Source organism: Pseudomonas boreofloridensis, from assembly GCF_030580795.1.
Lineage (GTDB): Bacteria > Pseudomonadota > Gammaproteobacteria > Pseudomonadales > Pseudomonadaceae > Aquipseudomonas > Aquipseudomonas boreofloridensis.
In genome coordinates this window covers 68,295-94,003 of record NZ_JAUQOQ010000019.1, presented here as the reverse complement: position 1 = coordinate 94,003, position 25,709 = coordinate 68,295, and the positions used below count along the sequence as shown (strand labels likewise).

Genomic DNA, 25,709 nt, shown 5'->3' with positions numbered 1-25,709 from the left:
GGGGTTGACGGGCATGGATGCCCGTCAAGCGCTTGGGGCCATGGATGGCCCCTAAGCGCGGTACCCCCGGAGTGCCACCGGCGCGAGGGAACCCCGCAGCGCAGCGAAGGGGCCGGATGCGGGAGCAGGCGGTTTTTGCCCCCCTTTTTTCCAAGAAAAAAAGGGGGTCGCCGTAAAGGCGAAAAGGTGACTAAGCCTCACCATCGCAAACGGATAAGCCCAAAAAAATCTGCCACCCTCGACTGATTCAGCACAAACCCACATCAGGTACTTCCATAAATTCAAACTGGTGAGCGAGCGGCAAAATCCCACCTTCAAACTTAACCCCGCGAAAGTCGCATCGCTTGAATACCGTGCCAGTAAACGTGCAATCAACAGACTTAGAAGCCCTAAACTCAACCCTGTCGAAAACCGCCCCTGTAAAATCACAGCCAATGAATGTCACCCGACGCCCGCCATACTCCACTCCCGATCCCCCACCCAAGAATCTGGCGAGAAAAAAGGCGGTGTCCCCACAAACAGCATCATCCATGTTGATCACGAGCCTGCTCTTCGAGAAATCACAACCTTTCATTACGACATTACACATCAGTGCCCTGTCAAAGGATGCGCGCTCAAAGTTGACACCCACAAACACACTACAAGCTACCCTCTAGAGCACCATCGCCGCCACCCACCCAAAGCCCAGCAAGGGCAAGTTGTAGTGAATGAACGTAGGCACCACCGTGTCCCAGATATGATGATGCTGCCCGTCCACATTCAACCCCGAAGTCGGCCCCAACGTAGAATCGGAAGCCGGCGACCCCGCATCGCCCAAGGCCCCCGCCGTCCCGACAATACACACGGTAGCCAACGGATCGAATCCCAGCTGCACACACAGCGGCACGAAGATCGCCGCCAGAATCGGCACCGTGGAAAACGACGACCCAATCCCCATGGTCACCAGCAACCCCACCAGCAGCATCAACAAGGCGCCAATGCCCTTGCTATGGTCGATCCACTGCGCCGCCGTCTCGACCAGGCTCTTCACCTCACCCGTCGCTTTCATCACCTCGGCAAACCCGGAAGCAGCGATCATGATGAAGCCGATCATCGCCATCATCTTCATGCCTTCGGTGAATAGATCGTCAGTGTCCTTCCAACGCACGATCCCCGACAGCGAGAAGATCAGGAACCCCACCATCGCTCCAATGATCATCGAGTCCAGCCACAGCTGAACGATGAACGCCGCCGCGATGGCTACCCCCGCCACCAGCAAGGTCACCGGGTTGTAGCGCACGCTGACCTGCTCCACCTCTTCGATCCGCGCCAGGTCATAGTCACGCTTGCGCCGGTAGCTGACGAACACCGCCAGCAGCAGGCCAACCAACATGCCCGCCGCTGGCAGTGCCATGGCATGGGTGACGTTGATCCCGCTGACATCCACGCCCGCACGGCTGACGTTGGCCAGCAGAATCTGATTGAGGAAGATGTTGCCGAACCCAACCGGTAGAAAAATGTAAGGCGTAATCAGCCCGAAGGTGATCACACAGGCGATCAGCCGACGGTCGATGCGCAGGCGCGTCAGCACGTACAGCAGCGGCGGCACCAGCAGCGGGATGAAGGCGATGTGGATCGGCAGCACGTTCTGCGACGCCACCGCCACCACCAACATCAGGCCAATCAGCAGCCACTTCAGCCGACCGCTGTGGTCATGGCCCTGGCGGTCGATCATCGCCAAGGCGCGGTCGGCCAGGGCATGGGCCAGGCCCGACTTGGCGATGGCCACGGCGAAGGCGCCCAGCAGCGCATACGACAGCGCCACCGGCGCGCCGCCGCCCAGGCCGCCATTGAACGCGGCGAGCGTGCCCTCGATGCCCAGGCCGCCGACCAGTCCACCGGTCAGGGCGCCGACGATCAGCGCGATGACCACATGCACGCGGGACAGGCTCAGTATCAGCATGATCCCGACCGCGGCAATCACTGCATTCATGGTGTGCAATACCTCGTTGACGACAGACGAAAAACCAGCGTCCGGCGACAGACTGCGCGAGGCAGTGGCCGGAACAGGGGGTGTGGTTCTGGAGGGCGCACACTCTGAAGCACTCGACCAGGGATGTCAAAACTGCCGACCCAGGGCATTTACGCCAAACACGCCCACGTCATCGAATATTCACGTAAAGAAACCAGCGTCCACGCCGACATATCCGGCGACCCCCGCTCTGTTCCTATAAGGGATGATTCACCATGCCGCTGCGTCAACTGTCCATCCAATGGAAGATCACCCTGCTCGCCGGGCTGTGCCTGGCCAGCATCGTCACCCTGCTCGTCGGCCTGTCGCTGTACCGCATGCAGCACAGCTCGGCGCTGGTCAAGGCGAGCAGTACGCAGATGCTCACCGAGTCGGCCCAGGCCCGTATCGAAGCTCAGGGCGAAGTGCAGGCACAACGCATCCGCCGTCAGTTCATGGACGCCTACCAGTACGGCGCAGGCTTCGCCCGCCAGGTGCTGTTCCTGCGCGAGCAGGCGGAAAAGCGCTTCATCGACGCCTATGACCTGCGCCAGGATCTCACCGCCCAGGTGCGTGCCGCGCTGCAGGCCAACCCTGACCTGCTCGGTTTGTCGCTCACCTTCGAGCCCAACGCGCTCGACGGCAAGGACAGCCTGTTCGGCGGGCAGGCCGAGCTGGGCAGCAACGAGACCGGCCGCTTCGCCCTGTACTGGTCGCAGCCCAAGGCCGGCCAACTGACCTCCATGGCCCTGCCCGAACACGACATGGCCGACACCACCACCGGCCCCAGCGGCGAGCCGGCCAACACCTGGTGGACCTGCCCGCGCAGCACTGGCAAGGTCTGCATCGTCGAGCCCTACTTCTACGAAATCGCCGGGCAGCAAGTGCTGATGACCAGCATCGTCTTCCCGCTGTCGGTCGACGGTAAAGTGATCGCCACCCTGTCCATCGACACCAACCTCAACAGCCTGCAGGCGCTGACCGAAAACGCCAGCCGCGAGCTGTACGAGGGCCGCACCCGGGTCGGTATTCTCAGCCCCGCCGGGCTGCTGGCCGGCTACAGCGCCGACGCCAGCGAGTTGGCCAAGCGCTTCGACCAGGTCGACACGCGCCAGGGCGCAGAACTGGTCAGCAAGCTGGCCGAAGGCAGGCTGCAGGTGCTGCAGGGCGAAAAGCGCCTGAAAGTGCTGGCGGCCTTCGCCCCGATTCCCGGCGGCAGGCCGTGGGGCGTGCTGCTCGACGCGCCGCAAAGTGCCCTCACTGGCCCGGCCGACGCCCTCAAGCAAGCGCTCGATACCCTCAACACCAGCGGCACCCTGCTCGAACTGGCCCTGGGCGTGGGCGCCGCCCTGGCCGGGCTGCTGGCGGTGTGGTTGATGGCGCGTAGCGTGACCCGACCGATTCTCGGCGTCGCCGCGATGCTCGAAGACATCGCCAGCGGCGAAGGCGACCTGACCCGCCGCCTGACCTACGACAAACGTGACGAACTGGGCCTACTGGCCGGCTGGTTCAACCGCTTCCTCGACAAGCTGCAACCGACCATTGCCGAGGTCAAACGCTCGGTGCAGGACGCACGCGGCACCGCCGATCAGTCGGCGGCCATCGCCAGCCAGACCAGCGCCGGCATGGAGCAGCAGTACCGCCAGGTCGATCAGGTGGCCACCGCCTCCCAGGAGATGAGCGCCACCGCCCAGGACGTCGCCCGCAGCGCGGCCCAGGCGGCGCAGGCGGCCCGCGAAGCCGATCAGGCCACCCGTGAAGGTCTGGCGGTGATCGACCGCACCACCGACAGCATCGGTGCCCTGGCGACCGACATGAGCAACGCCATGTCTCAGGTCGAGGGCCTGGCACAGAACAGCGAGAAGATCGGCTCGGTGCTGGAGGTCATCCGCTCGATCGCCGAGCAGACCAACCTGCTGGCGCTCAACGCGGCCATCGAAGCCGCCCGCGCCGGCGAGGCCGGGCGCGGCTTCGCGGTGGTCGCTGACGAGGTGCGCAACCTGGCCCGACGGACCCAGGAATCGGTGGAGGAAACCCGCCAGGTGATCGAATCGCTGCAAGCGGGCACCCGCGAGGTGGTCGGTGCCATGGACAGCAGCCACCGCCAGGCCCAAGGCGGCGTCGAACAGGTCGGCCATGCAGTCAGCGCCCTGCGCCGTATCGGCGAGGCGGTCACGGTGATCAGCGACATGAACCTGCAGATCGCCTCGGCCGCCGAGGAGCAAAGCGCGGTGGCCGAGGAAATCACCGGCAACGTGGCGACCATCCGTGACGTGACCGAGTCGCTGTCGGGCCAGGCCAACGAATCGGCACGGGTCAGCCAGTCGCTGAACAGCCTGGCCAACCAGCAGCAGGCGTTGATGGATCAGTTCCGCGTGTGAGTGCCAAGGCGCGCCTGAACAGGGCGCGCCGACGTGCGGAAAGGGTTAGTCGCGGCTGCGCGCCACCTGCCACAAGCGCGCGATGGCCTCGGCCCGCGCTTCGAGCAGCACGCCCGCCTCGCTGCAGGCGCGCTCCAGGCTGGTCGGGCCGCTGGCCAGGGCGAATGCCGCGTCGATGCCGTGGGCGTACAACGCTTCGAACCCTTCGCCCAGGGTGCCGGCGATCACCACCACCGGCACGGCGTGGCGTTTGGCGACTCGCGCCACGCCCAACGGGGTCTTGCCGCGCAGGGTCTGGGCGTCGAAGCGCCCCTCGCCGGTGATCACCAGGTCGGCGCCCTGCACCACTGTCTCCAGACCCGCCAACTCGGCCACTACCTCGACCCCAGGACGGAACCGCGCGCCCATGAACGCCTTGGCCGCGAAGCCCATGCCGCCGGCCGCGCCGCAGCCGGGGAAATCACGCAGGTCCTCGCCGAGCAACTGCGCGCAATGGTCGGCAAAGTGCCCCAGCGCCTGATCCAGTGCCTGCACCTGCTCGGGTGAGGCGCCCTTCTGCGGGCCGAACACCGCCGACGCGCCATTACCGCCGCACAGCGGATTGTCGACATCGGCCGCCACCTCGAACTGCACTTCGCCCAGGCGCGGGTCGAGATCGCTGGCGTCGATTTGCGCCAGAGCGGCCAATGCCAGCCCACCCTCGGCCAGCGCCTGACCGTCGGCGTCCAGCAGGCGCAGGCCGAGCGCGCGCAGCATGCCGCTGCCCGCATCGTTGGTGGCGCTGCCGCCGATCGCCAGGACGATGCGTCGGGCCCCTGCCGCGAGCGCCGCCGCCACCAGTTCGCCGGTGCCCCAGGTGCTGCTGCGACAGGCGTCGCGCTCGGCGCTGGGGATGCACTGTATCCCGCTGGCCTGGGCCATCTCGATGACCGCCGTGCGCTCCTGCGCCAGCCAGCCCCAGCTCGCCTCCACCGGCGCCCCCAAGGGGCCGCGCACCCTTTGCCGGCGCAATTCGCCCTGGGTGGCCGCGACGATCGCCTCCAGGGTACCCTCGCCGCCGTCGGCCATCGGGCACTCGATGCGCTCGGCCTGAGGCCACACCTTGGCCAGCCCAGCGCTGATGGCCCGGGCGACGCCGGCGGCATCGAGGCTGTCCTTGAACGAATCGGGGGCGATGACGATTTTCATGGGGATTCTCCTGTCCTGTTGCAGGGCATGCTGACAGTTGCCGAACGGCGCGGCTTCTGTCCGCTGCACAAAAGCGCCAGGCCGGGTTTGGGCAAATGCCCGTGAGTCTGAGGCCGTTGGCGCTACTCGGCCGGCAGCAACTGCAAGCCGAGGTACAAGCTCAGCATGCCGTCCAGGCGCAGGGGGTCGACCTCACTCAGCTCGGCGATGCGTTCGAGCCGGTAGCGCAGGCTGTTGCGGTGGATGCCCAGGGCATCGGCGCAGGTCTGGCTCTGCCCATCATGGGCGCACCAGGCGCGCAGGGTGGCCAGCAACTGCCCGCTGGCGTCCTTGACGGCAATGCGCCGCAGCGGCTCGAGCAACTCGTCCAGCGCATCGTCATGGCGATGGCGCCACAGCAGCGCCGGCAGGCGATACCGCGACAGGCTCAGCAAACGCTCGCCAGGTACCACCTCGCGACCATAGGCCAGCAGGTCGCGCACACGGCGATAGCCCCGACGCAGTTGGTCGAGACTCTGCGCCGCGCCGCCCAAGGCCAGGCGCTGCACCTGCCAACCGTGACGCTGCAAGCGTTCGAGCAGGCGCGCCTCATCCAGGGCCACCGAGGCTGGCCGACACCACAACAGCGATTGGCGCGCCGGGCTGACGCACCAACTGTCGGGATAGCGACTGCTCAGCCAGGCCGACAACAACTCCGCCGGCGGCCCGGCTTCCAACTCGAACAGACACGGGATACGCGGCAACTGCGGCTTGAGCCCCAATTGCCGGGCTTCGTCGACCAGTCGGGGCGAGTCGCCGCTACCGCCCAGCAGCAAGGCCAGCAGGTCGTCGCAGCGCTGACGTCGCCACTGTTGCTCGACCTGCTGGTTACGTTGCGCCAGCAGCATTTCGGCGGTCATGCGCACCAGTTCGGCGTAGGTGCGCAGGTGCTGTGGATCGCCGGTCAGCCCCAGCACGCCGATCAACCGCTCATCGAGCATCAGCGGCAGGTTCACGCCCGGCTGCACACCTTTGAGGCACTTGGCCGCCTCGCCGTCGAGTTCGACGATGCGTCCGTTGGCCAGCACCAGTTGCGCCCCTTCGTGGCGGGTGTTGATGCGCTCCGGCTCGCCACTGCCGAGAATCAGGCCCTGGCTGTCCATGACGTTGACGTTGCAGGGCAGGATCGCCATCGCCCGGTCGACGATGTCCTGGGCCAGCTCGTGGTCAAGTTCGAACATGTGGGTTCCTTGCAGTGGCAGACTTCGTTGCGCGGCACAATCGTCGGCGCCCGGCGCTGTGCAGACGCACAAAGACAGCAGCGCCTGGCTCGCCGAGACTCGTTCGGGCGAGCGTCGGTACAGGCGCCGCAGTGACAATCATAACAACAGAGAATTTCATCATGGCACACAGCCCAGCCCCTGACCAAGGCCACGACGCCAGCCGCGATGCGCTCTACCGGCGCATCACCCTGCGACTGATCCCGTTCATTTTCATCTGCTACCTGTTCAACTACCTGGACCGCGTCAACGTCGGTTTCGCCAAGCTGCAGATGCTCGACGCGCTGAAGTTCAGCGAAACCATCTATGGCCTGGGCGCCGGCATCTTCTTCATCGGCTACGTGCTCTGCGGCCTGCCCAGCAACCTGGCGCTCAACCGCTTCGGCCCGCGGCGCTGGATCGCGGTGATGATGATCGCCTGGGGCAGCCTGTCGACCTGCCTGCTGTTCGTCACCACGCCCATGGAGTTCTACGTGCTGCGCCTGTTCACCGGCGCCGCCGAAGCCGGCTTCTTCCCCGGCGTCGTGCTGTACCTGTCGCGCTGGTTCCCGGCGGACCGTCGCGGTCGCATCATGGCCCTGTTCATGTCGGCGATTCCGGTCTCGGGACTGCTCGGCGGACCCTTCTCCGGCTGGATCCTCGATCATTTCGCCGCCGGTCAACACGGCCTGGCCGGTTGGCAATGGATGTTCCTGATCCAGGGCCTGCCCACCGTGGCGCTGGGCATCCTCGCGGTGTTCCTGCTCAGCGACGGTTATCAGAAAGCCACATGGCTCAGCGAAGCGCAGCGCCAACTGATCGCCCGCGACCTCGCCCGTGATGCGGCGAGCAAACCGTCCACGGCCGGCGACAGCGTGCTGGCGGTGCTGACCAATCCACTGATCTGGACCTTCGGTTTCGTCTATTTCTGCATCCAGAGCGGCGTCTACGCGATCAACTTCTGGCTGCCGTCGATCATCAAGAGCTTGGGCTTCGACAGCCCGCTGCTGATCGGCTGGCTGAGCGCAATTCCCTACCTGCTGGCCGGGGTGTTCATGATCCTGGTGGGGCGCTCGGCCGACCTGCGCAACGAGCGCCGCTGGCACTTGGTGGTGCCCATGCTGATGGGCGCCCTGGGCCTGTTGATCGCGGTGAATTTCGCGGGCAACCCCGCGATTGCCATCCTCGGTCTGTCGATCGCCACCATGGGCGCGCTCACTGGCCTGCCGATGTTCTGGCCGATGCCCACGGCGCTGCTCAGCGCCAGCGCGGCCGTGGCGGGCCTGGCGATCATCAACTCGGTCGGCCAGATGGCAGGCTTCCTCAGCCCCTACCTGGTCGGCTTCATCAAGGACCAGACCGGCTCGACCGACGCCGCGCTGTACTCGCTGGCCGGCTTGATCGTGGTCGGCAGCGTGGTGGCCTTGCGCGTGTCGCGCGCAGGGAATGCACAGGCGTCCTGAGCCCGAATCCCCGCCCGCCTTTGGGCGGCGGGGACTGACTCACTCAACGCGCGACATTCACCTCCTCGGCTTCGTGCGGCGGCGGCACCACGATCCGGCTCAGGTCGATGTGCCGGAAATCCGGCTTGCCGCCCAGGCGTGCGTTGTAGCGGGCGTTGAAGGTGAACGGGTCGTGGGTCGGCACATCCAGCGCCTGGCCATACGCACCCGCCACCGCCGAGGCGTCATAACCCATCAGCTTGAGCAAGGTCGGGAACAGGTTGTAATGACTTGAAGCATTGCGGTTCTGTGCCAGGTACGCCTGCCAGTCCAGCGCCTTGACCCCCTGCCCCTGGATGACCACCAGCGGCACCAGGCCCTCCTCCATCACCGGATCGCTGTCGCAATGGGTGTTGAGCCCGGGATTGCCACGCTCGTGCAGGTCCTGGCCATGATCGGAGGTGTAGATCAGCACAGCCTGGCTCAGGTCGGCCTGGGCGAACAGGCGGCGGAAGAATTCGCCGACGTTCCAGCCCAGGGTATTGCGATAGGCGTTGCGGTATAGCACCCAGTCCTGCGCGGTACCGCTGAAGCCTTCGCGCGACCCGGTATCGGCTACGTCCTGGAAGCGCCCGCGTGGCAACGCCGGCTGATAGGCCATGAAGTCGTCGGGGTATTTGTCGTGCACCGGAAAGTGCGCGCCGAGCTTGTTGATCACGATCAACTGCGGCTTGCCGTCGCCCAGCAGGCCGATCAACTGCTGCAACGCGGCCATGTCGCGGTCGACCACTGGCGTGGTGTCGAACTGGATGAAACGGTCGATGTCCTGCTTCTCGGTGTCGGTCATCAGGTTCTGCAGGTTGCCACCGGTGCGCTGCGCATCGATGTACACCGTGCCCATGCCCGCACGCTTGGCGTACTGCCAGATCGACGGCTGCGTCGAGTTGATGCGCAGGTAGTCCTCACGGGTGCCGCCAAAGCGCAGGGTGACGTTGGTGTCGGCGCTGCAATTGGCGGCCGAGGCGGCATAGCCGAAATTGACGATGTCCACGCCGGGGTATGTCTGCAGCAGATGACTGGGTACGCCCGTCGGTGTGTTCAGGTCCAGGTAGTTGCCGGAAATGCTTTCGTCGATCACCAGCACGATGTCACGCGCCAGCGGCGCGCTCGACTGCGCCAGCGTTACCGGCTCGCGCGGCCCCACCCGGTCGTGCAAGGCTTCGTAGCCGAACAGGCTCAGGTACGCCAGCGGCGTGTACATCACCGGCAGCCCACGGGCACCCTCGCCGGCACGCACGAACAGCATGCCGATCAGCAGCGCCAGCGCCAGCAGCGGCGCGCCGATCGGCAGCCACTGCGGCAGGCGCGGCGCCGGCCCAGGCCGCAGTCCCACGCCCAGCAGCACCAACACCGAGCTGGCGGCCGCCAGGGTGATCGCATAGTGGTACTGCTCCAGTGCCTCCTGGACGAAGCCGCCGGCATACACCATCGAGACGAACGCGCTGTAGGTCAGGTACGAATCGGTGATCCGCAGGTAGGCGTCGAAGAACAGCCCACCGACCGCGAACGCCAGCGCCAACGGCCAGCGCAGCCAGGCCTGGCGGATCCACGCCGACAGCAACAGACCCGCCGTCAACAACGCCGCGAGCCCCAAGTACAGCACCAGCGGTACGCCCAGCCCCAGCGCTTCGACGCGCTCGGCGTAATACCCATGAAAACTCGCCAGATAGGCCAGCAGCAGGGCCAATTTGATCCATCCGCGCATGATCCCAACGCTCCGATGACGGGGTGATTTTGCCAACCGTAGCACTGTTGAAACAAATCTCAACATGAAAAAGTCAATTTTCCGTCGATATCCTGACGCCATAATCCGGCCTGAAAAAAATCCTTCACATTGCTCCTTCTATCAACGCAACCCTTGATATTCGCGGCCTGCAACCGTTCATCGGCTAAACGTTTCACCTCTTTTTTCTCGCTTTTCAGTCCAAAGCCGCGTCATACAAGGGGTTAGTGGCAAGTGGCCTTATCGTTAGCGCTTGTAAGTTTGACGAAACATGCCATTGCTTTGACGCATTTCTGTTAGGGTGCGCTATACCGACAACACACTGTTTCACCCCCCTTACTCATTCTCATGAGGAAAGCCGACATGGACGTGAGCGTTTTTGGCACAGGTTACGTAGGTCTGGTACAAGCGGCGGCACTGGCCGACGTGGGTCACCGGGTCCTGTGCGTGGACGTCGATGCCCACAAGATCAACCAACTGCGCCAAGGCGTCCCGCCGATCAGCGAGCCGGGCCTGTCCTCGCTGCTGGAAGACAACATCCGCGAAGGCCGCCTGCTGTTCAGCACCCAGGCCAGCGACGCGGTCAACCACGCCGAGCTGATCTTCATCGCCGTCGGCACCCCGCCCGACGAGGACGGCTCGGCCGATCTGAGCCATGTGCTCGACGTCACCCGGCAGATTGCCGAACTGATGGACGCCGACCGCACCCTGATCGTCAAATCCACCGTGCCGGTGGGCACCGCCGACCAGGTCATGAACCTGGCCCGCGAACGCCTGCACAGCCTGGGCAAGGACCACCTGCACGTGCGGGTGGTGTCCAACCCGGAATTTCTCAAGGAAGGCAGCGCCCTGGCCGACTGCATGCGCCCGGACCGAATCATCGTCGGCACCCGCGACCCGCTGGCCCATGCGCAGCTCGCCGAGCTCTACGCGCCGTTCTGCCGCAACCATGAAAAGCTGATGTTCATGGACAACCGCAGCGCCGAGCTGACCAAGTACGCCGCCAACGCGATGCTCGCCACCCGTATCAGCTTCATGAACGAGCTGGCCAACCTCAGCGAGCACCTGGGCGCCGACATCGAAGCGGTGCGCCGTGGCATCGGTTCCGACCCGCGCATCGGCTACCACTTCATCTATCCCGGCTGCGGCTTCGGCGGCTCGTGCTTCCCCAAGGACATCAAGGCCCTGCTGCACACCGCCGAGCACAGCGGCATGCCGCTACGCCTGCTGCAAAGCGTCAACGACATCAACGATCACCAGCGGCGCATCCTGTTCGCCAAGCTCAAGCAGCGCCTGGGCGGCCTGGCCGGCAAGTCCATCGCCCTGTGGGGGCTGGCCTTCAAGCCCAACACCGACGACATGCGCGAAGCGCCCAGCCGCTACCTGATGGAAGCGCTGTGGGCCGAAGGCGCCACGGTGCGCGCCTACGACCCTGAAGCGATGGACGAATGCCGGCGCCTGTACGGCTACCGGGACGACCTGCAACTGTGCGCCACCCGCGACGACACCCTGCAGGACGCCGATGCCTTGGTGATCTGCACCGAATGGAAGAACTTTCGTGTGGTCGACTTCGCGCTGCTGGCCAACAAGCTGCGCAGCCGCGTGATCATCGACGGCCGCAACCTCTACAACCCCGACCAGGTCGCCGCCCACGGCCTGCATTACAGCGGCATCGGCCTGCGCCAGGTCGCGCCGGAGCAGGCCGACTGGCAGGTCGGCGCGCCATGAAAGTGTTGGTCACCGGCGCAGCCGGCTTCATCGGTGCGCACACCTGCCTGCGCCTGCTGCGCGATGGCCACCAGGTACTGGGGCTGGACAACTTCAACGACTACTACGATCCGGCGCTCAAGCATGCCCGCGTGCAGTGGGTGCAGCAGCAGGCGGGCGACTTCCCGCTGCACCGCCTGGACCTGGCCGACCGCGATGCCGTGGCGCGGCTGTTCGCCGAGCAGCGCCCGGACGTGGTGATCCACCTGGCCGCCCAGGCCGGCGTGCGCTACTCGCTGAAAAACCCCCAGGCCTACCTGGACAGCAACCTGGCCGGCTTTCTCAACATCCTCGAAGGCTGCCGGCGCAATCCGGTGCAGCACTTGCTGTACGCCTCGTCCAGCTCGGTCTACGGCGCCAACCAGCGCACCCCGTATCGGGTCGAGGACGGCGTCGATCACCCGCTGTCGCTGTACGCTGCAACCAAGAAGGCCAACGAGGCCATGGCGCACAGCTACAGCCACCTGTTCGGCATTCCCAGCAGCGGCCTGCGTTTCTTCACCGTGTACGGCCCCTGGGGCCGCCCGGACATGTCGCCGATGCAGTTCGCCCGGGCGATCAGCGAAGGGCGACCGATCCAGTTGTTCAACCATGGCCGCCATCAGCGCGACTTCACCTACATCGACGACATCGTCGAAAGCCTGGTGCGGCTGATGCCCCATCCGCCCCACGCCGACCCGCAGTGGGACGCCTTCGCCCCGGACGCGGCCAGCAGCCAGGCGCCTTGGCGGCTGTTCAACATCGGCGGCCAACGCCCGGTGGAACTGCTCGACTACCTGGCCCTGCTGGAGCAGCACCTGCAGCGCAGCGCGGTGATCGAGCTGCTGCCGCTGCAACCGGGCGATGTCCTGGCCACCTGCGCCGATGCCAGCGCCCTGGCCCGGGTCACCGGTTTTACCCCCCAGGTCAGCCTCGACGAAGGCCTGGGGCGCTTCGTCGCCTGGTTCCAGGCCTACTACTCGAACGCCGCGGCAGACGGCGAACCTGCTGATGAGCTGTCGCAACAACGGAGGGTGATATGACAGGACAACCCAAGAGCGCCCCGCTACAGGCGCTGTACCAGGACAAACGCATGGATCCGGCGCACCGCCAGCGCATCGATGCGGCCATCCACATGCAAGGTCGAGGCTGGATCACCGGCCGCATCGGCGGGCGCCCGTGGACCTTGTCGCGCACCAACCGCGTGTTGTCGTGCGTGGCCGCGCTGCTGCTGCTGGTGGTCTTGTCACCCTTGTTGCTGGCCCTGGCGCTGCTGGTCAAACGCTCCAGCCCAGGCCCGGTGTTCTTCGTGCAGCAACGCACCGGCTACCGCGGTCGCCTGTTCGGCATGTTCAAGTTCCGCACCATGGTCGCCAACGCCGAGGCCTTGAAAGACTCGGTGCGCCACCTGAACAAGCACGGCGCCGACGCCATCGACTTCAAGATCGACAAAGACCCGCGTATCACCCCCGTGGGCAGTTGGCTGCGCCGCAGCAGCCTGGACGAGCTGCCCAACCTGATCAACGTGGTCACCGGCGACATGCGCCTGGTCGGCCCACGCCCCACCTCGTTCAACACCTACCGCTACAAGGACAACCACCTGGCGCGGCTGGCGATCTACCCCGGCATGACCGGCCTCTGGCAGATCTCCGGGCGCAGCGACATCGATTTCGACCAGCGCGTCGAGCTGGACCTGAACTACATCAACGAACAGAGCCTGATGCTGGACCTGAAGATCCTGCTCAAGACCCCGTTCAAGGTATTCACTGGCCATGGAGCAAGTTGAGATGGACGGTTCCACTTCTAGAAGCCTGCGTATCGCCAACCCGAGCGAGACCAACCTCACCGCCACCGTCCTGGACCTCGACCAGCGCACCCTGCTGCTGACCGCCGCCAACACCGGTACCGGCACCAGCACCAGCGTCCTGGCCTTCGCCAGCCAACTGGCGCAGATGAGCGCCGGTGCCGTGCTGCTGGTCGACGCCAGCGCCAGCAACGCCAGCCTCAGCCAGCAACTGGGGCTGGGCAAACTGCGCGGCTACAGCGACCTGCAATTCGACCTGGACACCCCGCCGCTGGCCCAGGACTGCGTGGTGCACCTGGCCGATCAGCCGTTCGACGTGCTGCCGGCAGGCACCTTCAAGCGCGGTCGCCAACGCCTGGACCCGGAGCGAGTGCGCGTGCTGCTGCGCCAGTTCGCCGCCCAGTACCGCTTCGTGGTGATCGATGGCGAGGCGATCTACGCCAGCGCCGACAGCCTGACCCTCGGTCCGCTGGTGGACGGCGTGATCCTGGTGGTGCGCGCCGAGGACACCCGCTTCGAAGTGGCCCAGGCCGCCGCCCAGCGCCTGGGCCAGGCCGGCGCGCGGCTGATCGGCAGCGTGTTCAACCAACGCAAGTACTACATGCCCAAGTGGCTGTACGACCACCTCTGAGAGGACGCACACGATGATCGCCCTGAGATACCCCACGATTGCCCTGTGCGTGCTGGCCCTGGCCGGTTGCAGCAGCCCGCAGGGCCGGCAGATGCCGGTGCAGATCCTCACCGCCCCGCCGACCGAGAACCAGGCCACCGAGGTGGCCCGGCGCGAACAGGTGCTGCGCCCACAGGACGTGCTGGAAGTGATCTTCCATGTCAGCAACCGCACCGCCGGGGTCTACCGCATCCAGTCCGGTGACACCCTGGACCTGAGTTTCATGGCCGCCAGCAGCCTCAACGGCCAGCAACTGGTGCAGCCCGACGGCAGCATCACCCTGCCCTCGACCAACGCCTCGGTGCGCGTCGAAGGCCTGACCCCGAGCGACGCCGAGAACGCCATTCGCCAGGCCTACAACGACAAGCGCGTGTTCAAGCCCAACCGCGACCAGGTGACGGTACGGGTGCTCAGCCCCATGACCGACGAGATCAACCTGAAGAACGCCCTCACCCATCCGGGCACCGGCATGAGCCGCGACATCACCGTGGGCAACGACGGCCGCGCGACCTTCCCGGAAATCGGCTCGGTGCCGCTGCAAGGCATGACCGTCAATCAGTTGCGCGACTACCTCAACGAGCGCTACGCGCAGTTGCCAGGACGCATGAGCGTGGATGTGCTGCTCAAGTCCACCGCCGCCAACGAAATCTACGTGCTCGGCGAAGTCGGCCAGCCTGGGGCGTTCGAGATCCGCCGTCCGGTGTCGGTGCTCGAAGCGCTGACCCTGGCCCGCGGCCCGACGATCAAGGCCAAGCTCGGCTCGGTGATGATCATGCGCCGCACCGGCAACACCGTGCAGGCTTACCAGTACGACGTCGACCAGGCCCTGTCGGGCAAGAGCCAGAGCATCGCCTACCTGCAGCCCGAAGACATGCTCTACGTGCCCAAGACCGCCCTGGCCAGCGCCGGCGAGCTGTCGCGCCAACTGGCTGACGTGATCCTGTTCCAGGGCATCGGCGTGAGCTTCGGCTACCGACTGGACAACAAGGACAACAACGACCGCCGCAGTTCAACCGCCAATGGCGCGGCATCAGGCCAATGACCGGGGACGGAGCCACCATGACCACGCAACCGAAAGAGAACTACGTGCACGAGTTCTTCCGCATCTTCTTCGCCAACCGCCAGTTGGTGAAACGGGTGTTCCTGATCTTCGCGGTGATCGCGCTGATCCTGCCGCTGGTGCTCAAGCAGAGCTTCGACATCACCGCCGAGGTCATCGTCCAGTCCAAGAAACTGTCGCAGAGCGACACCAGCTCGTCCCTGGCGCAGCAGGCGGACCAGTTCATCCCGCCGTCGCTGGCCGACATGGAGACCGAAAGCAACATCCTGCGCTCGCCCACGCTGATCCGCCAGACCATCGGCCAGTTGCGCCAGGAAGGCCAGTATCCGGTGGAGCCGGGCCTGCTGCGCCGGACCCTGATCGACCCGCTGCGCCATGCTGTGATCGAGCCGTTGCAACGGGCGCTGGGCAAGAACGTGGCCGACGAGCGCGACACCCAGCTCGACGACCTCACCGACCAGGCGGTCAAGGACCTGAAGGTGGAGACCCTGCCCGGCTCCAACGTCATCTCCATCACCTACAGCGCCGACGACGCCCATGTCGGTACCCTGTTCGTCGCACGTCTGCTGGACAACTTTCTGAAGAACCGCCAGGACCTGCAGTCCAACGAACTGCCCGAGACCTTCTACGAGCAGAAGAAACTGCACTACCAGGCGCGTCTGGACGACCTCGAAGGCCAGCGCCTGGGCCTGCTGACGGCCGTGGCCTCGTCCGATCCCAAAGAGGAAATCACCTTCCGCCTCAACGCGATCAACACCGAGGAACAGGCGCTCAACCTGCAACGTGATCGCCAGTTGGAAAACCAGCAGTGGCTGGACTACCTGCAAACGGCGCTGGCCTCGGCGAGCAAGGCGAAAATGGCCGATTACGCCTTCCCCTACACCTTCACCACCACGGTCGACAACATCGCCTTCGAAGACCGTGAGATCAAGCAACTGGGCGAGCAACTGACCACCCAACTGGCCCGCTACAACGGCGACGCCACGGTGTTCCAGCCCGGCGCCGAGCAAATGGTCATCGCCCGCCAGCAGATCGCCCAACTGCGCGCGCAATTTCTGAAGATCGTCGAGAATCGCATCCGCGAACGCCAGCAGGACCTGGCTGTGACCCAGCAGGTGATCGACCAGAAGACCCAGCGCATCGCCGACTACAAGGAGCGCATCACCGAACTGCGCGAAACCCAGAGCAAGACCCGCCAGCTCGACACCGAGATCGACGCCCTGCACAAGGCCTTCTCCACCTATGCCCAGCGCTACGAGGAAAGCCGTGGCCAGGGCCTGCTCGACGGCAGCCAGTCCAATGCGCGGATTCTCAGCGCGCCCTACGAGCCGGCCAATGCCTCGTTCCCCAAACCGGGCCTGATCATTCCGTTCGGTCTGGTCACCGGGCTGTTGCTGGCCATTGCCCTGGTCTACGTCAAAGAGTTCTTCGACCACCGCTTCAAGCACCCGGCGCAGATCGGCCAGGCGCTGAACCTGCCGGTGCTGCTGGTGATCAACGACCAGAACCCGGCGCAACCCAATCCGCATAAAGGCTGGTCGTTGCCGCGCCTGCTGCATTGGGTGCGGCATTGAACGCCGCCCTGCCCGCCGCTGGCCGGCCGATCCTGCACCTGCTCGGCAGCGGCGGGTTCTACGGCGCCGAGCGCATGCTCCTGGACCACTGCCTGGCCACCCCTGGCAGGCACCAGGTGCTGTTCCTCGGCGCGCCGGACGCCTTGCTGGCGCGCTTTCGCCAGGCCGGTGTCCAGTGCCAGGTGTGCAACGGCCTGGGCGAGGTGCTCAGGGTGGTGTCGGCGCAGCGCGGCGCCCGGCCGTTGCTCAATAGCCACAACTTCAAGGGGCTGCTGTTCGGCTGGCTGGCGGCCACTGTGTGGCGCTTGCCCTTGGTGACCACCCAGCACGGCTTCACCCCGCGCAGCCGCAAGCAGCGCTTCTACACCTGGCTGAGTCTGCAACTGTGCCGCACCCCGACGGTCACCACCGTGGTGTGCGTGGCCCAGAGCATCGCCCGCATTCACCGCCAGGCCGGGGTGGCCGCCAGCAAGATTCAAGTGATCCCCAACGGCCTGCCGGAGCCCGTCGGCGCGGGCGCGCCCCAGGAGCGGGTCCAAGCGCATGGACACAGCGCACGCACGGATCACTGGCTGGCAGGCTATGTCGGCCGGCTGTCCAGCGAGAAAGGCCCGGACCTGTTCCTCGACGCGCTGATCCCGCTGTGCCAACGCCAGCCGCACGTGCACGCGGTGATGCTCGGCGAAGGCCCGGAGCGCACTGTCTTGCAGGCACGCATCGACGCAGCCGGGCTCGGCGAACGCATCACCCTGCCCGGTTTCCAGCACGACATGCAGGCCTGGATGCAGCGCCTGGATGCCCTGGTGATCAGCTCGCGCACCGAAGGCACGCCGATGATCCTGCTCGAAGCCATGCAGGACGGCGTACCGGTGGTGGCGTTCGGCGTCGGCGGCATCCCAGACGTGATCGAGCACGGGCGCAGCGGCCTGCTCGCCGCGCCGCTCGCGGTCGAGGAACTGGGCGCTCACCTGCACGCCCTGCTGGACGACCCGCAGCAGGCCGAGGAACTGGTCGCCCGCGCCCGCCAGACCCAACGCGAGCGCCATCACCTGCCCACCCTGGCCCAGCACTGGGCCTTGGTGTACCGGGGTGCCACCCAGGAGGTCGTCGCATGATCGTGCCACTGTCGCTGGTGGGCCTGGCGGCCCTGCTGTCGCTCGGCTTGCTGGCCAGCCCCTACCCCTTCCTCGCCCCGGGCGCCGTGGTCGGCCTGGCCGGTGCGCTGGTGCTGTACCGCAAGCCCGCCTGGGGTCTGCTGGCCATCGCGGCGCTGGTACCGCTGGAAGGTTTGCTCAAGGACAGCCTGGTCTCCGGGGCCAAGCTGATCGGCCTGGGCCTGGTGCTGATCCTCACCCTGCAACTGGCGGTGCGCCAACTACCGGGCGAGCGCCTGCGCAGCAATCAATGGCGCCTGCTGCTGCCGTTCATGGCCCTGTACCTGCTGAGCCTGTGGACCAGCGACAGCCTGGCCCTGTCGCTGGTGCACCTGCGCGAACTACTGGTGGGGCTGATCGTGTTCGTCATCACCTTGCTGGTGGGCCGTGACCTCAACCTGCCGATGCTGGCCAGGCTGATCACCGTCAGCGTCTGCGTCACCTGCCTGTTCGCCATCTTCTCCACCAAATACCAGGAGCAAGGCCGTGCCTCGGCCATGCTCGATCCCAACGCCTTCGCCCTGCTGATCACCATCGCCATGCCGCTGGGGCTGTGGCTGACGATCAAGACCCGGCACATCCTGCTCAAGCTGTTCTGGGCTGGCTGCTGCGTGCTGCTGCTGGTGGGCATGACCAAGACCGAGTCGCGCTCGGGACTGGTGGTACTGCTGATCAGCCTGGGCATCGTGCTCTACAACTACCGCGAACAGCTCACCCGCATCCGCCCCCGACACCTGGGCTTCGCCCTGCTCGGTATCGCCGTAGTGCTGCCGCTGGGCGCAGCGCTGATGCCGGCGGGCTACGCCGAGCGCATCGAGTCGCTGATGCTGCTCAAGTCCGGGGTCAACGCGCACCAGGACGAGTCCCTGGGGCGGCGTTCCTCTTACCTGGTGGTCGGCCAGCGCATGATCAGCCACAGCCCATTGCTCGGCACCGGCCCCGGCACCTTCCCGCTGCACTACGCCGACACCGGCTTCTCCAAGGCCTTCGCCCCGGAGAACAGCAAGACCACCGACCTCTACCGCCGCGCCCACAACACCTATCTGGAGCTGTTCAGCGAAACCGGCGTACCGGCCGGACTGGCCTTCGTCGGCATGATCGCCCTGGCCCTGCGCAATTTCTGGCAGGCCCGCGCGGCCTGGCGCGCGACGGGCGATGTGGCGCGCGCCGACCTGATGACCCACCTGACCATGTGCATGCTGGCCATCGGGCTGTTCCTGATGTTCCTCAGCGCGCCCAGCCACAAGTACCTGTGGATGATGCTGGCGCTGTCCAGTGTGCTGCTGCGCCAGGCCCGTGAACCCCAGCTGGCGGAGGCCAAGGCATGAGTGTGGTCAGCATCGTCATCCCCATGTTCGACGAAGCCCGGCACATTGGCCGGACCTTGGATGCCGCGCGCCAGGCCGCGCGTTTCGCGGGGCTGGAGTGCGAGCTGATCGTGGTCGACAACGGTTCGCGCGACAACGGACCGGCCATCGCCCGCCGCCATGGCGCGCAGGTGCTGAGCCTGCCGGGCGTGTCCATCGGCGCACTGCGCAACCGCGGCGCGCAGGTCAGCCGTGGCGAGTGGCTGGCGTTCGTCGACGCCGACATCGAGGTGCCCGCCAACTGGCTGGCCTTGCTGATGGACCTGCAACAGCAGGAGCGCGGCGACGTCTTCGCCCTGGACTGCGACACCCCAGGCCAGGCGCCGTGGTTCGCCCACGCCTGGCAACGCCGTACCCTGCGCGGCGGCCAGCCGGTGCAGTCGCGCACTTGGCTGCCGACGCCGAATCTGCTCATGCGCCGCGCCTGGTTCGTCCAGGTGGGCGGCTTCGACGAGGCCCTGCGCACCGGTGAGGACAAGGACTTCACCCTGCGTCTGCACGAGGCCGGGGCGCGGCTGCGCCTGGTGTGCCAACCGGCGGTGCTGCATTGGGGCTTCGAGGGCAGTTGGGGCGAATGGCTGGGCAAGGAGCTGTGGCGCCAGGGCAGTCACCTGCAACTGTTGCGCAGCCACGGCGCCAGCTTACGGTTGCTGCGCTTTCCGCTGCTGTCGCTGGGCGTCTGGTTGATCGACGCGCTCGCGCTCTCGGCGCTGCTGTGCGGGTTCGCCGGCCTGGCCCTGGGGTTGCTGCTTGGCGGCGCCCTACCCGCCGTGGCCCTGGCGGTGCGCCAGAGCCTGCGCCAGCGCGATGCGCTGTTCACCCTGCAACTCTTTATTCTGCACTGGCTGCGCCTGCACATCGCCGGTGCGGCCTTCGTGCTCAGTCTGCTCAACCGCAGCGCAAGGAGGCCCGCCCGTGGCTGAGTTCATTTTCTGGCTGTGCCTGTCGCTGCCCCTGTACGCCTGGGTCGGCTATCCGCTGCTGCTGTCGCTGGCCGCGCCGTTGTTCCCCAGGCGCAGGCGCGCAGCGCTGCCCGCGCAACGGGTCAGCGTGGTGATCGCCGCACACAACGAGCAACGCCATATCCAGGCCAAGCTCAGCAGCGTGCTGAACCAGGATTACCAGGCCGCCGAGTTGCAGGTGCTGGTGGCCAGCGACGGTTCCAGCGACCAGACCGTGGCGCTGGCGCGGGCCTTGAACGACCCCCGGGTGCAGGTGCTCGACCTGCCGCGCCTGGGCAAACCCGGCGCGCTGAACACGGCGGTGGCGCACTGTCGGGGCGACATCCTGGTCTTCACCGATGCCGACAATCAATGGGCCGGCAACACCCTGGGCCTGCTGCTGGCGCCCTTCGCCGATGCTGACGTAGGTGCCAGCGCCGGGCACATGATCATCCCCGACCCCGGCAAAGGCCTGAGCCTGGGCGACAGCCTTTACCGCCACTACGAGGCGTGGGTGCGTAAGGTGGAAAACCGCACCGGCTGCATGGTTTCGGCCGACGGCGCACTGCTGGCCCTGCGTCGCGCGCTGTTCCAACCGATCCCGCCGCAGGTCAACGACGACTTCCACATCAGCACCTGTGCGCCGGTGGCGGGCAAACGCATCGTCTACGTGGCGCAGGCGATCGTCCTCGACCAGGGCGTCGACGAGGCCGACAAACAGTTCCGCCGTCGCCAGCGGGTCACCGTCGGCGGTCTGCAGAGCCTGGCTGCGCGCCGCGAACTGCTCAATCCACTGCGCCACGGCCTGTACGCCATCGCCCTGATCAGCCACAAGCTGATCCGCCGCCTGGCGCCGGTGTTGCTGCTGCCACTGCTGCTGGCCAACCTGTGCCTGATCGGCCAATCGCCCTTCTACCAACTGACCCTCGCGCTGCAGGTGCTGGGCTACGGCGCGGCGCTGGCGGGCCTGCTGTACCCCGCGGCGCGCCCGCCCAAAGTGCTGCGCCTGGCGGCGTTCGTGCTGGTGACCCTGGCCGGCATGTGCGTGGGCCTGTGGCAATTCCTGCGCGGGCACCGCTACACGCAGTGGAACCCCGACCAGAATCGATGAGCGATGGACATGCCGATCAAGACCCGGATCAAACAGGCCAGTGGCTGGCTCTACCTCAGATCGCCCCAAGGGCGCGCCGAATTGCGCGGCGCCGGGGTGATCCTGATGCTGCACCGGGTGCTGGCCGATGACACCAGTGCGGCGCTGCCTCACCGCAACGAGCTGTGCGTCGGTCCGCGCGCCTTCGAGCGCCTGCTGCGCTGGCTGCCACGGCACTTCGACTGCGTCGGGCTCATGGACCTGCTGCAGTGCCAAGGCCGCCCACGTGGCGACCAACGCCCGAAACTCGCCCTGACCTTCGATGACGGTTGGCGCGACAACGCCAGCCACGCCTTCGCCTTGCTGCACCAGTACCAGACCCCGGCGAGCATCTTCCTGTCCACCGACTACATCGGCAGCCGCCAGCGCTTCTGGTGGGAGAGCGTCGGCGAAACCCTGTGGGGCAGCCATGGCGAACCCGCCCGACGCGCCCTCATCGACGCTTTGCACGATCTCGGCCGCCCGCTGCCGCCCGCTGCGGCGCTGACCGAGCAGACGCCCGCGCGCAGCCTGGCCCTGGCGCATTACCTGCAAAGCCTCAAGACCCTCGATTCAGCGACCCTGCTGCAGTTGACCGACGCCTGCCCCGCAGACGCCCTGCCCCAGGCCATGGACTGGCATCAAGTACGCCAACTGGAAGCGTCCGGCCTGGTGCGTTTCGGCCCCCACGGAGCCAGCCATGCGCTGCTGCCGGGCCTGGACGACAACGGCCTGGACGCGGAGATCCAGCGCAGCCACCACGCCTTGCAGCAAGGCTGTCGCCAGCCGCTGCCGGTGTACTGCTACCCCAATGGCGACCATGACCCACGCGTACGCGCGCGCATCGCCGCCCACCACTACCCCTTTGCCCTGAGCACCCGCCCCGGCATCTGCCAGGGCCGGGACGATGCCCTGGCGCTGCCACGCATCGGCGTCAGTCAGCGCAGCGCCAGCCACCCTTCGCTGCTGGGCTGGCGTATCGCCCGGGGCAGCCGCCCATGAGCCGCAACCACTACCTGCGCCACCTGGCGCTGAGCATGGGCACCAAGCTGGCGATGATCGCCCTGCGCCTGCTGCGCAATGTGTTGCTGGCGCGAATCCTCGGCCCCAGCGAGCGCGGCCTGTTCGCCCTGCTCAGCACCCTGCCCGACCTGATCAGCGCCGCCACCAGCGGCGGCTTGAACAGTGCCCTGGGTTACCAGGCGGCCAAGCAGCGCGACATGGGCCTGCTGCTGGCCCAGGTGCTGATCTACGGCTGCCTGCTGGCCGGGCTGCTGACCTTGGCCTGCGTGGCGCTGGTGCGCACCTTCGGCGGCGAGCTGGACATCACCCTGCAACTGGGCCTGCTGGCCTGGCTGTTGCTGCTGGCGGTGCCGATGACGGTGCTCAAGAGCGGGCTGCTGACCCTGCACAACGCCAGCGGCGACGTCGGCGCCTTCAACCTGCTACGCCTGAGCGAATCGCTGGCGCCGCTGCTGCTGTTTCTCGGGCTGTTCTGGATGTGGCGCGAACAGGCGCTCGAGGCGGCGCTGATCAGCTGGCTGGCCGGCATCGCGCTGGTGCTGGTGCTCGGCCTGTGGTGGCTGCGCCGCCAGCACCCCCTGCGCCTGCGCTGGGACCGCAGCGGCCAGCGCGAACTGCTCGCCTACAGCGCCAAGAGCCACCCGGACCTGCTCTGTCAGCAACTGATCCTGCGCGCCGACTACCTATTTATCGGCGCCCTGCTCGGCAGCACCGCACTGGGCCATTACGCCATGGCCAGCGCCGCTGCCGAACTGCTGTTGATCGTGCCCGAGGCGGTCACCACGCCACTGATGAAACGTCTGCTGCAACAGGACGCCGGCATGGAAAAGCTGACGCCGCTGGCCCTGCGCCTGACCGCCACGGTGATGCTCGGTGCCTGCCTGGGCATGGCGCTGATCGGCGACTGGCTGATCGTCACCTTGTTCGGCATCGCCTACCAGCCGGCTTATCCGGCGCTGCTGGCCTTGCTGCCGGGCCTGCTGGGGCTGTGCTACGCGAGCATCCTGCGTCTGGACCTGCTGGGCAAGAACCGCCCTGGCGCGGTGTCGCTGATGATGGCGGCCGGCGCTGCGCTCAACCTGCTGCTCAACCTGCTGCTGATTCCTCACTGGGGCATCGTCGGCGCGGCCGCGGCGTCTTCCATCGCCTACCTGGCGGTGACCCTGGCCATGCTGGTGCTGTACTGCCGGCTCAGCGGCGTGCCGCTGTGGCACACGCTGATCATGCTGCCCAGTGACTGCATCCCATTGCGCCAGTGGCTGCAACGGAGGCCGGCATGAAGCGCTGGCTGCTGCTGATGGTCCTGGGTGCGCCATGGCTGCAGGCCGCCGAGCTGCAATGGGGCGACCTCCGCGACGGCAGCCTGTACCTGCAACCGAGCGCCGAAGACACCCTGCTGGTGCGCTGGCGCCCAGCCTGGCAGGCCGATGCCAACAGCGAGCACCTGTACCTGCTCGACGGCCACGGGCAACTGTGCGGCGAGCGCCGCATAGACGCCGCCGAGGTGCGTGGCGAGCAGCGCTGGCCGCTGACGCCCGGCGCCGGACCGTACCGGCTGGAAGTGCCGGGCTACAGTTTTCGCGATTACCAGGCCGGGCACGCGGACAGCACCGGCGCGCAGTTCGCCCCGGCCAAGGTGCACTTCAGCGCCGAGGTCGGGCCGGACGTGACCCTGTACTTCCGGGTCAAGGCGGGCGAACGGGCCACCCTGGCCGGCAAGTACCACGGCGGCGTGCGCGGCCTCTGGGCCCAGCGTCTGAGCGATGGCCTGCAGGTAAACCTGACGCTCAAGCCTTACCCGGCCTACTGGCAGTTCGACCAGCAAGCGCTGCCGTCCAGTCGCCGCGACGAAACCTGGCGCTTGCGCCTGCAAGGGCGCGGTAAGGCGGCGTTCTGGCTCGACGGCAGCGCCAACCTGTTCGCCCAACGCGCCGAGGACCTGAGCGACGTGCCCGACCTGCCCGGCCAAGTGCACCTGCGCCTACAGGCCGAGGTGATCGGACGCACGCCGCTGCTGGGGCTGAACCTGCCCTATGTCCTGCCACCGCCGTCCAGTTTCGCCGTGCTCGATGCGCTGCGCCCGCAGGCGGCCGGCTACTACAGTTTCATGGACGTGCTGGCGCGTCAGCCTGATTACGAGGACGCCTGGCGGCGCCTGTATCAAGAGCGTTTCGCCATTGGTCAGGACATCACCCTGCTGGCCGGTACCGGCCGGCGCGCCGACCTGGCTGCCGACCGCACCAGCCACGACGGTTTGCAGGCCTGGCTGGCCGCCACCGCGCGGCTGGGCGGCAAGGGCCTGCACTACCTGGCCTTCGCCGACGAGCCCAACCTCAACTATCGCGACTACGCCAGCTACCGCGATTTCTTCAGCGCCATGGCCGCACGCGTGCGCGCCTGGCCTGGCGCTCGCGAAGCGGGCGTGCGCATCGCCATGCCCGCCTCCTCGCGCCTGATCGGCGGGCCGTTCACCCGCGCCAGTCAGCAGCGCCGCGGCCTGGACTGGGCGCGCCGCCTGCTGGAGGAACAGGGCGCGCAGATCGACGCCCTGGCCTGGCATGAGTGGATGGTGCGCGACCTGCTGGCCACCCGCAGCTACCGCGACAGTGTGCGCCAGGCCGCCGACCTGGTCGGCCTCGACGCCCAGGGTCGACCGCGCAAGGCGCTACTGATCGACCAGACCAACCTGTCCAGCGGCTCGACCCTCAGCCCCTACGAGCAGAACACCCACTACGCCGGCCTGTGGTGGGCCTCGGTGGTGATCAACGCCTCGTCCGACGGCCTGCTGGACATGCTCAACTGGTTTCACGTCGCCGACGAGCCACAGTGGCCCAAGGGCATGGTCCGTGTGCTCGGTGAAACGCGCTTCGAGCTCAAGCCGGTGGGCCTGGCCCAGCAGTTCATCCAGCGCCACTGGCTGACCCAGGTGCTGGCCTTGGACAACGACGCCTTCGAGGTCGACGCCCTGGCCATGGCCGACGGTCGCCAGCGCAGCCTGCTGGGGGTGAACAAGGCCGACCGGCAGCAACAGGTCGAACTGTCCCTGGAGCGCTGCCCCAGCGGGCAGTTGGAGCTGTTCGGCCCCGACAACCGCCCGCGCGTCGGCCGTTTCGACTGCCGCCAGGGGCGCCTGAGTTTTCAACTGCCAGGGCAGACGCTGTTCGCCCTGACCTGGAACGCGTCGTAAGACGCTGGACGAGCCGTCACCCACCGGAGGAA

General features: G+C 66.7%; 20 protein-coding genes and 1 pseudogene. 15 read left to right on the top strand and 6 right to left on the bottom strand.

The annotated features are described in order from the left end of the window. Positions 1-247: 247 nt before the first annotated feature. From Q6A47_RS19675 to Q6A47_RS19670, 3 genes and pseudogenes are all read right to left on the bottom strand, one after another. Positions 248-532, bottom strand: a complete 285-nt coding sequence (locus tag Q6A47_RS19675) for a pentapeptide repeat-containing protein (RefSeq protein WP_304485146.1) — start codon at positions 530-532, stop codon at positions 248-250. Between the two features lie 21 nt (positions 533-553). Next, positions 554-631 (bottom strand): annotated as a pseudogene (locus tag Q6A47_RS23120) (hypothetical protein); the annotation flags it as partial. 21 nt (positions 632-652) lie between these two features. Next, complete coding sequence (locus Q6A47_RS19670; RefSeq protein WP_029613511.1) at positions 653-1,972, bottom strand: Na+/H+ antiporter family protein; 1,320 nt, start codon at positions 1,970-1,972, stop codon at positions 653-655. Positions 1,973-2,226: 254 nt separating this feature from the next. On the opposite strand from Q6A47_RS19670, the gene Q6A47_RS23215 reads away from it, so the two are divergent. After that, entirely contained in the window at positions 2,227-4,371 is a 2,145-nt protein-coding gene (locus Q6A47_RS23215) for a methyl-accepting chemotaxis protein (RefSeq protein WP_304485144.1), read from the top strand. A gap of 45 nt (positions 4,372-4,416) precedes the next feature. Here Q6A47_RS23215 and Q6A47_RS19660 read toward each other — a convergent pair whose 3' ends face one another. Both Q6A47_RS19660 and Q6A47_RS19655 read right to left on the bottom strand, forming a co-directional pair. Then, positions 4,417-5,559, bottom strand: a complete 1,143-nt coding sequence (locus Q6A47_RS19660) for a glycerate kinase (protein WP_304485143.1) — start codon at positions 5,557-5,559, stop codon at positions 4,417-4,419. A gap of 122 nt (positions 5,560-5,681) precedes the next feature. Next, positions 5,682-6,779, bottom strand: a complete 1,098-nt coding sequence (locus Q6A47_RS19655) for a sugar diacid recognition domain-containing protein (protein WP_039577557.1) — start codon at positions 6,777-6,779, stop codon at positions 5,682-5,684. 161 nt (positions 6,780-6,940) lie between these two features. Between Q6A47_RS19655 and Q6A47_RS19650 the strand changes: the two genes are divergently transcribed. Continuing rightward, entirely contained in the window at positions 6,941-8,260 is a 1,320-nt protein-coding gene (locus Q6A47_RS19650; protein ID WP_295485215.1) for an MFS transporter, read from the top strand. A 43-nt stretch (positions 8,261-8,303) separates the two neighbouring features. On the opposite strand, the gene Q6A47_RS19645 is transcribed toward Q6A47_RS19650, so the two are convergent. Continuing rightward, on the bottom strand, positions 8,304-10,004 hold the full coding sequence (locus Q6A47_RS19645; RefSeq protein ID WP_304485142.1) for a sulfatase-like hydrolase/transferase: 1,701 nt from the start codon (positions 10,002-10,004) through the stop codon (positions 8,304-8,306). Positions 10,005-10,385: 381 nt separating this feature from the next. On the opposite strand from Q6A47_RS19645, the gene Q6A47_RS19640 reads away from it, so the two are divergent. From Q6A47_RS19640 to Q6A47_RS19580, 13 genes are read left to right on the top strand one after another with little or no spacing between them, the layout of a single operon-like run. Further along, positions 10,386-11,750 (top strand): UDP-glucose dehydrogenase family protein, encoded by a 1,365-nt coding sequence (locus Q6A47_RS19640; protein ID WP_304485141.1) that lies wholly within the window; start codon positions 10,386-10,388, stop codon positions 11,748-11,750. Further along, the gene (locus Q6A47_RS19635; RefSeq protein ID WP_295485221.1) at positions 11,747-12,811 is read left to right on the top strand and encodes an NAD-dependent epimerase; all 1,065 of its coding nucleotides are present in this window, start codon (positions 11,747-11,749) and stop codon (positions 12,809-12,811) included. Before Q6A47_RS19640 ends, Q6A47_RS19635 begins: the two co-directional genes overlap by 4 nt. Then, positions 12,808-13,554, top strand: coding sequence for a sugar transferase (locus Q6A47_RS19630; protein ID WP_304485140.1), 747 nt, complete (start codon positions 12,808-12,810; stop codon positions 13,552-13,554). Before Q6A47_RS19635 ends, Q6A47_RS19630 begins: the two co-directional genes overlap by 4 nt. Position 13,555: 1 nt before the next feature. Further along, positions 13,556-14,203, top strand: a complete 648-nt coding sequence (locus Q6A47_RS19625; protein WP_304485139.1) for a CpsD/CapB family tyrosine-protein kinase — start codon at positions 13,556-13,558, stop codon at positions 14,201-14,203. 13 nt (positions 14,204-14,216) lie between these two features. Then, entirely contained in the window at positions 14,217-15,284 is a 1,068-nt protein-coding gene (locus tag Q6A47_RS19620) for a polysaccharide biosynthesis/export family protein (protein ID WP_295485224.1), read from the top strand. A 17-nt stretch (positions 15,285-15,301) separates the two neighbouring features. Further along, on the top strand, positions 15,302-16,876 hold the full coding sequence (locus tag Q6A47_RS19615; protein WP_304485138.1) for a GumC family protein: 1,575 nt from the start codon (positions 15,302-15,304) through the stop codon (positions 16,874-16,876). Continuing rightward, a complete protein-coding gene (locus tag Q6A47_RS19610) occupies positions 16,873-17,991 on the top strand; it encodes a glycosyltransferase family 4 protein (RefSeq protein ID WP_304485137.1) in 1,119 nt (372 codons plus the stop codon). Before Q6A47_RS19615 ends, Q6A47_RS19610 begins: the two co-directional genes overlap by 4 nt. After that, positions 17,988-19,358 carry an O-antigen ligase family protein gene (locus Q6A47_RS19605; protein WP_039577541.1) on the top strand — a complete coding sequence of 457 codons (1,371 nt, stop codon included), beginning with the start codon at positions 17,988-17,990 and terminating at the stop codon, positions 19,356-19,358. The genes Q6A47_RS19610 and Q6A47_RS19605 overlap by 4 nt, the downstream gene beginning before the upstream one ends. Next, complete coding sequence (locus tag Q6A47_RS19600; RefSeq protein WP_304485136.1) at positions 19,355-20,320, top strand: glycosyltransferase family 2 protein; 966 nt, start codon at positions 19,355-19,357, stop codon at positions 20,318-20,320. The genes Q6A47_RS19605 and Q6A47_RS19600 overlap by 4 nt, the downstream gene beginning before the upstream one ends. Continuing rightward, entirely contained in the window at positions 20,313-21,449 is a 1,137-nt protein-coding gene (locus tag Q6A47_RS19595; protein ID WP_304485135.1) for a glycosyltransferase, read from the top strand. Before Q6A47_RS19600 ends, Q6A47_RS19595 begins: the two co-directional genes overlap by 8 nt. A 9-nt stretch (positions 21,450-21,458) precedes the next feature. Beyond that, a complete protein-coding gene (locus tag Q6A47_RS19590) occupies positions 21,459-22,469 on the top strand; it encodes a polysaccharide deacetylase family protein (RefSeq protein ID WP_304485134.1) in 1,011 nt (336 codons plus the stop codon). After that, on the top strand, positions 22,466-23,770 hold the full coding sequence (locus Q6A47_RS19585; RefSeq protein ID WP_304485133.1) for a lipopolysaccharide biosynthesis protein: 1,305 nt from the start codon (positions 22,466-22,468) through the stop codon (positions 23,768-23,770). The genes Q6A47_RS19590 and Q6A47_RS19585 overlap by 4 nt, the downstream gene beginning before the upstream one ends. Continuing rightward, positions 23,767-25,677 carry a hypothetical protein gene (locus Q6A47_RS19580; protein WP_304485132.1) on the top strand — a complete coding sequence of 637 codons (1,911 nt, stop codon included), beginning with the start codon at positions 23,767-23,769 and terminating at the stop codon, positions 25,675-25,677. The genes Q6A47_RS19585 and Q6A47_RS19580 overlap by 4 nt, the downstream gene beginning before the upstream one ends. Positions 25,678-25,709: the final 32 nt, after the last annotated feature.

Bases quoted from the DNA above. Each gene is read 5' to 3' on its own strand.
- Q6A47_RS19675 (WP_304485146.1), bottom strand. From the start codon at position 532: ATGGATGATGCTGTTTGTGGGGACACCGCCTTTTTTCTCGCCAGATTC.
- Q6A47_RS19670 (WP_029613511.1), bottom strand. From the start codon at position 1,972: ATGAATGCAGTGATTGCCGCGGTCGGGATCATGCTGATACTGAGCCTG.
- Q6A47_RS23215 (WP_304485144.1), top strand. From the start codon at position 2,227: ATGCCGCTGCGTCAACTGTCCATCCAATGGAAGATCACCCTGCTCGCC.
- Q6A47_RS19660 (WP_304485143.1), bottom strand. From the start codon at position 5,559: ATGAAAATCGTCATCGCCCCCGATTCGTTCAAGGACAGCCTCGATGCC.
- Q6A47_RS19655 (WP_039577557.1), bottom strand. From the start codon at position 6,779: ATGTTCGAACTTGACCACGAGCTGGCCCAGGACATCGTCGACCGGGCG.
- Q6A47_RS19650 (WP_295485215.1), top strand. From the start codon at position 6,941: ATGGCACACAGCCCAGCCCCTGACCAAGGCCACGACGCCAGCCGCGAT.
- Q6A47_RS19645 (WP_304485142.1), bottom strand. From the start codon at position 10,004: ATGCGCGGATGGATCAAATTGGCCCTGCTGCTGGCCTATCTGGCGAGT.
- Q6A47_RS19640 (WP_304485141.1), top strand. From the start codon at position 10,386: ATGGACGTGAGCGTTTTTGGCACAGGTTACGTAGGTCTGGTACAAGCG.
- Q6A47_RS19635 (WP_295485221.1), top strand. From the start codon at position 11,747: ATGAAAGTGTTGGTCACCGGCGCAGCCGGCTTCATCGGTGCGCACACC.
- Q6A47_RS19630 (WP_304485140.1), top strand. From the start codon at position 12,808: ATGACAGGACAACCCAAGAGCGCCCCGCTACAGGCGCTGTACCAGGAC.
- Q6A47_RS19625 (WP_304485139.1), top strand. From the start codon at position 13,556: ATGGACGGTTCCACTTCTAGAAGCCTGCGTATCGCCAACCCGAGCGAG.
- Q6A47_RS19620 (WP_295485224.1), top strand. From the start codon at position 14,217: ATGATCGCCCTGAGATACCCCACGATTGCCCTGTGCGTGCTGGCCCTG.
- Q6A47_RS19615 (WP_304485138.1), top strand. From the start codon at position 15,302: ATGACCACGCAACCGAAAGAGAACTACGTGCACGAGTTCTTCCGCATC.
- Q6A47_RS19605 (WP_039577541.1), top strand. From the start codon at position 17,988: ATGATCGTGCCACTGTCGCTGGTGGGCCTGGCGGCCCTGCTGTCGCTC.
- Q6A47_RS19600 (WP_304485136.1), top strand. From the start codon at position 19,355: ATGAGTGTGGTCAGCATCGTCATCCCCATGTTCGACGAAGCCCGGCAC.
- Q6A47_RS19590 (WP_304485134.1), top strand. From the start codon at position 21,459: ATGCCGATCAAGACCCGGATCAAACAGGCCAGTGGCTGGCTCTACCTC.
- Q6A47_RS19585 (WP_304485133.1), top strand. From the start codon at position 22,466: ATGAGCCGCAACCACTACCTGCGCCACCTGGCGCTGAGCATGGGCACC.
- Q6A47_RS19580 (WP_304485132.1), top strand. From the start codon at position 23,767: ATGAAGCGCTGGCTGCTGCTGATGGTCCTGGGTGCGCCATGGCTGCAG.